Source organism: Paraburkholderia sp., from assembly GCF_049581445.1.
Lineage (GTDB): Bacteria > Pseudomonadota > Gammaproteobacteria > Burkholderiales > Burkholderiaceae > Paraburkholderia.
Map to the genome: position 1 here is coordinate 1 of NZ_JBAURZ010000033.1, position 4715 is coordinate 4715.

The following is a 4715-nucleotide window of genomic DNA, read 5'->3' on the forward strand; positions in this document are numbered from 1 at the left end:
GAGTAGGCGTGGTGGGGGCGGTGTTGGCAGCCGCCGTTGCGGCAAGCTCCGGCGCCTCCCCGGACGCAGCGCTATCGCGCGTATTCACGGCCGTTCGCTCATGACTGCGGCGGTGCGCGCGACACGCACACCGAGGGCGACGGCGAGCGTCTTCTCGTCGGCGGAAATGCCATGTTCTGCTGAGTCCGCGCGTGCGAAGTGCGACGCGCCGTAGGGCGTGCCGCCGGTCAGCGTAGTGGTCAAGGTGCTCTCGGTGTACGGAATGCCGACGATCAGCATGCCGTGATGCAGCAGCGGCAGCATCATCGACAGCAGTGTCGTCTCCTGGCCGCCGTGGATGCTGCCAGTAGCGGTGAACACGCAAGCTGGTTTGCCTGCCAGTGCGCCGGACAGCCATTGCGGCGTGGTGCCGTCCAGAAAGTACTTGAGCGCCGCGGCCATATTGCCGAAGCGGGTGGGCGAGCCGAGCGCGAGGCCAGCGCACTCTTCGAGATCGCGCAACTCCACGTAAGGGGGGCCCTCAGTGGGAATGTCCGGCTGGGTCGCTTCGCAGACCGTGGAAACCGGCGGAACCGTGCGCACTCGCGCCTGCATGCCGGGGACGCTGTCGACGCCGTGCGCGATCGCCAGTGCGAGCTCACGCGTGGCGCCGTAGCGGCTGTAATAAAGCACGAGAATGTCTTTCATAGGCCTCTTCGGGTGAGCAGGTATTATAGGGGTTGGGTCCGCGGCACAGGCCGCTTGCAGGCAACCCGGCGCTTGCCGGGCACGGTTCGAAACAGCGAAGGAGGTGGAGTTTGTTGTCCAGGGTGCGTTTCGACCTCGATACGCTCAAACGCCTCGCGCAGTTCGCCGCGCAGCGTAGCGGCGAAGATCGGATTCCGCAGGTGGCGGGCAGTCTCACCTTCACCACCATGCTCTCGCTCGTGCCGCTCGCCACGGTGGCGTTTGCGTTGTTTACCGCCTTCCCGATTTTTGGTTCGTTCCAGATGTCGCTGCAGGATTTTCTCGCCGCGCATCTGATGCCCACCCAGTTCAACAATCAGATATTCAAGTATCTGAACGAGTTCGCGTCCAAGGCCAAGGGCCTGACGACGATGGGCATGATCGTGCTGTTTGTCACCTCGGTTATGACCATGATGACGGTCGAATCCGCCTTCAATGTGATCTGGCGTGTGCGCAAACCACGGCCGTTTGCCCAGCGCGTGCTGGTCTACTGGGCCGTGATTACGCTCGGGCCGATTCTGATCGGCGTCAGCTTGTCGATTTCTTCCTATCTCTTCACGCGTTCGATGGCGTTCAGCGCCGCGCAGCACGTCACGCCGCTGATCGATTGGGCGCTGACGGGCGCTGCGCTGCCGCTCACGGCGCTCGCTTTCACGATGCTCTACGTCTACCTGCCGAACTGCCGCGTGGAGTGGCGTGACGCCGTGGTGGGCGGCCTGGGCGCTGCCATCGCCTTCGAACTGGCTAAGCGCGGCTTCGGCTATTACATCCGGCGTGTGCCGACTTACACGGCGGTCTACGGTGCATTCGCTACTGTGCCGATGTTCCTGCTGTGGATGTACCTGAGCTGGTTCATCACGCTGGCGGGCGCGATGGTCGCCTCGGCACTGCCAGCAATCCGTATTGGCCAGTTTCACCGGCCACGCTTTGCGGGCAGTGACCTGTTCGACGCGCTGGAACTGCTTGCACGGCTCTCTGAGGCGCGCGAGGCAGGCAAGCGTGGCTACACGCTGCAAGACTTGGCGCGCATGCTTCGTCGGGACAAAGATACGACGATCAGTCTGCTGGACAAGCTTGAGGAGATCGAATGGATTGCACGCCTCGAGGATAACGACTCGCGGCCATGTTTCCTGTTGTTGGCCAATCCGAATCAGGTGACGGTGGCGCGCATCTTCGACCTGTTCGTGATCGACCGCCCGGAGCTCGAATACCAGCTTAATCTGGAGTCGACCCGGGTGGATGGTGCCACGCTGCTCGCCGCGCTCGAGAACGACAAGATGAGCGTCACACTGGCATCACTGCTGGCGTTGCGAGCAGCGGCGAGAGCCGAGCGTGCAGCGGAAGCAGAAGGGCGGTCTGCGGCGATGCCGCATCAGACTGCTTGAGCGGCGCGGCGCGGCGTGGCGCGGCACGCAGGCGTGGTTCGCCAGCCGCTCATTCAGTTGACCACTCAGCCGCCGTCCGCGAATTGCCGGACGCCGCTCTGCGCTAGAGCGAAATCTTCCCGGTGCAGATGTCCTTGAACATCACCCAGTCGCCCATCAGGCTGTAGACAGGATGCCGGAAAGTGGCCGGCCGGTTCTTTTCGAAAAAGAAATGGCCCGCCCAGGCGAATCCATAACCACACACGACGGCAGCCGGCAGCCAAAGCCAGTCGCCAGTGGCAAGCGCCATCGCGAGACATCCGATCACGCCCAACGACCCCACGAAATGAAGCCGCCGCGAAGTCAGGTTGCGATGCTCTTCCAGGTAAAACGGATAAAACTCCGCAAAATTCGCGAAGTGATCGGTATGAGCGGTTTGAGCCATCATGGCCTCCGTTTCGCTGCTTGTGTGGTCTCTTCCATTGCCTGCCAGGCTGCTTTGCCGTGATGGACGGGTTCGTCCAACCTGCGACGTACCGCGTGTCTCGGAGTGTGTGTAGCCGGACAGGCTTGAACCATTGTGCTGCTATCGGCCAGCGCACGCAACCTGGCCAGTCGGCCGATGGTGCAAGCCAGCCAGGACCGCTATTGTCGAGGTGACTGGCTGGCCGTCGCACTGCGCGACGCGAAGGCGAACAAGGCGTCGAGCGTCGCGTCTGGTTGCTCTGTCATCAGTGCGTGGCCCGCATCGAGCATGACGGTCTGGTTCGGCACGTTGGCTTGCGCAAACGCCTGGGCGAGCGGCTGGGCCGCGCGCGGCGGAGTCATGTTGTCGTGTCTGCCTACCACCAGGAGCACCGGGCAGCGGACCTGTGCCGCACGGGTGAGGCCGTCCGCGTAGGCATTGCAGGCCGTGAAGTCGGTATGGAAAAGGCGCGGCTCGCCGGTCGCCGCGACGCGTTCCATCAAACGCTGATTCATGCCGTGCAGCCAGAAGCCGGGAGCCGGGCTGGAGGGCTTGGCGGCGAGCGTCGAATGCGACCACTGATTGACCATCGCGATGGCTTCGGGTTCGCGGTTGAGCGCTGCATCGAGCAACGTCTCGGAGACGGTCATTGGCACGGCGGTGGCGACGAGCGCCAGATGCGTCGGGCGGGCAGGATAGCGCGCGGCAAAATCGAGCGCCACGAGCGAGCCCATGCTGTGGCCGATCACGCAGGCGCGCCCGACGCCGGCGGCGTCGAGCAGTGCGGCCAGCCAGTCGGCCATGTCGGCAATGCTGGTCAGTGCGGGACCGGCACTGCGATGATGACCCGGCAAGTCAACGGCCAGCACGCTGAAGCCGTGGTGAGCGAAATAGCGCGTTTGCAGTCCCCACACGCTGTGGTCGTGCTCAGCGCCGTGGATAAACACGACGGTCGGCAGGCTCGGGTCGAACGGCTTGCCGCCGGTGTATGCATACGCCGGCCGGTTTTGAACCTCGAAGATCATGCGGACTCCTTGCGAGCGCCGCTGCCATCGGACGTGCTGGCGCTGTTGGCTGTGCTGCTGGCGGGCGTCGCCGCGTTCTTTGGTGCAGCCTTTTGCGAGGCCTTGAGCGCGCGCTTGAGGTCGTCGAGCAGATCGTCCGGGTCTTCGAGTCCAATCGACAGGCGGATCGTGCCTTCCGCAATACCCGCTGCGGCGAGCGCGGCGGCATCCATGCGGAAGTGGGTGGTTGAGGCAGGGTGAATGACGAGGGAGCGTGCATCGCCCACATTTGCCAGATGCGAGAAAAGCGACAGTGCTTCGATAAAGCGGCGTCCGGCGGCGCGGTCGCCGCGCAGGTTGAAGCTGAAAACTGCGCCGGCGCCGCGCGGCAGCAAGCGTTTGGCGAGCTCATGATCCGGGTGCGTATCCAGTTCGGGGTACGCCACGGATTCGACCGCCCCGTGAGAGACGAGAAACTCGACCACTTTGCGCGTATTCGCGACATGGCGGTCCATGCGCAGCGGCAGGGTTTCGATGCCCTGTAGCAGTTGCCATGCTGCCTGCGGATGCAGACATGCGCCGAAGTCGCGCAAGCCCTCGCGACGGGCGCGCAGCAGAAACGGCGCAACCGTGCTTTCCTCGGCGAAAACCATGCCGTGAAAACCCTCATACGGCTCGGTGAACTCGGGAAATCGACCGGATGCTTCGAAGTCGAACCGGCCTCCGTCCACCAGCACGCCGCCGATGGTCGTGCCGTGGCCGCCGAGGAACTTGGTGGCCGAGTGATAGACGAAGTCCGCGCCGTGCTCGAAGGGCTTGAGCAAATAGGGGGTGGTGAAGGTGGAATCGACCAGCAGCGGCACGGCGTGGTCATGCGCGAGTTGTGCGACCGCGCCGATATCCAGCACGTCGAGCCCCGGATTGCCAAGCGTTTCGCCGAACAGCAAGCGGGTGTTCGGACGCAGTGCGGCGCGCCAGGCGTTCAGGTCGCCCGGTTTGACGAACGTAGTTTCGATGCCAAAGCGGCGCAGCGTGTAGTTCATCAGGTTGTGCGAGCCGCCATACAGTGCGCTGGAGGCGACGATATGGGCGCCCGCGCCCATCAGCGTGGCGATCGCCAGATGCAGCGCGGCCTGGCCGCTCGCGGTGCCGATC

Annotated in this window: 5 protein-coding genes; 1 reads left to right on the plus strand and 4 read right to left on the minus strand. The window is 64.1% G+C overall.

Features of this window, described 5'->3' with window-relative positions; all coding sequences use genetic code 11:
• Window positions 1-84: 84 nt before the first annotated feature.
• A complete protein-coding gene (gene wrbA, locus WCA85_RS01985; RefSeq protein ID WP_424061422.1) occupies window positions 85-687 on the minus strand; it encodes an NAD(P)H:quinone oxidoreductase in 603 nt (200 codons plus the stop codon).
• Between the two features lie 110 nt (window positions 688-797).
• On the opposite strand from wrbA, the gene WCA85_RS01990 reads away from it, so the two are divergent.
• A complete protein-coding gene (locus WCA85_RS01990) occupies window positions 798-2111 on the plus strand; it encodes a YihY family inner membrane protein (protein WP_424061424.1) in 1314 nt (437 codons plus the stop codon).
• Window positions 2112-2214: 103 nt separating this feature from the next.
• Here WCA85_RS01990 and WCA85_RS01995 read toward each other — a convergent pair whose 3' ends face one another.
• From WCA85_RS01995 to WCA85_RS02005, 3 genes are all read right to left on the minus strand, one after another.
• A complete protein-coding gene (locus WCA85_RS01995; protein ID WP_424061425.1) occupies window positions 2215-2535 on the minus strand; it encodes an Mpo1-like protein in 321 nt (106 codons plus the stop codon).
• 200 nt (window positions 2536-2735) lie between these two features.
• On the minus strand, window positions 2736-3581 hold the full coding sequence (locus tag WCA85_RS02000; protein ID WP_424061426.1) for an alpha/beta fold hydrolase: 846 nt from the start codon (window positions 3579-3581) through the stop codon (window positions 2736-2738).
• The coding region (locus WCA85_RS02005) for an O-acetylhomoserine aminocarboxypropyltransferase (RefSeq protein WP_424061427.1) at window positions 3578-4715 on the minus strand (1138 nt) is incomplete at its 5' end. The genes WCA85_RS02000 and WCA85_RS02005, both read right to left, overlap by 4 nt.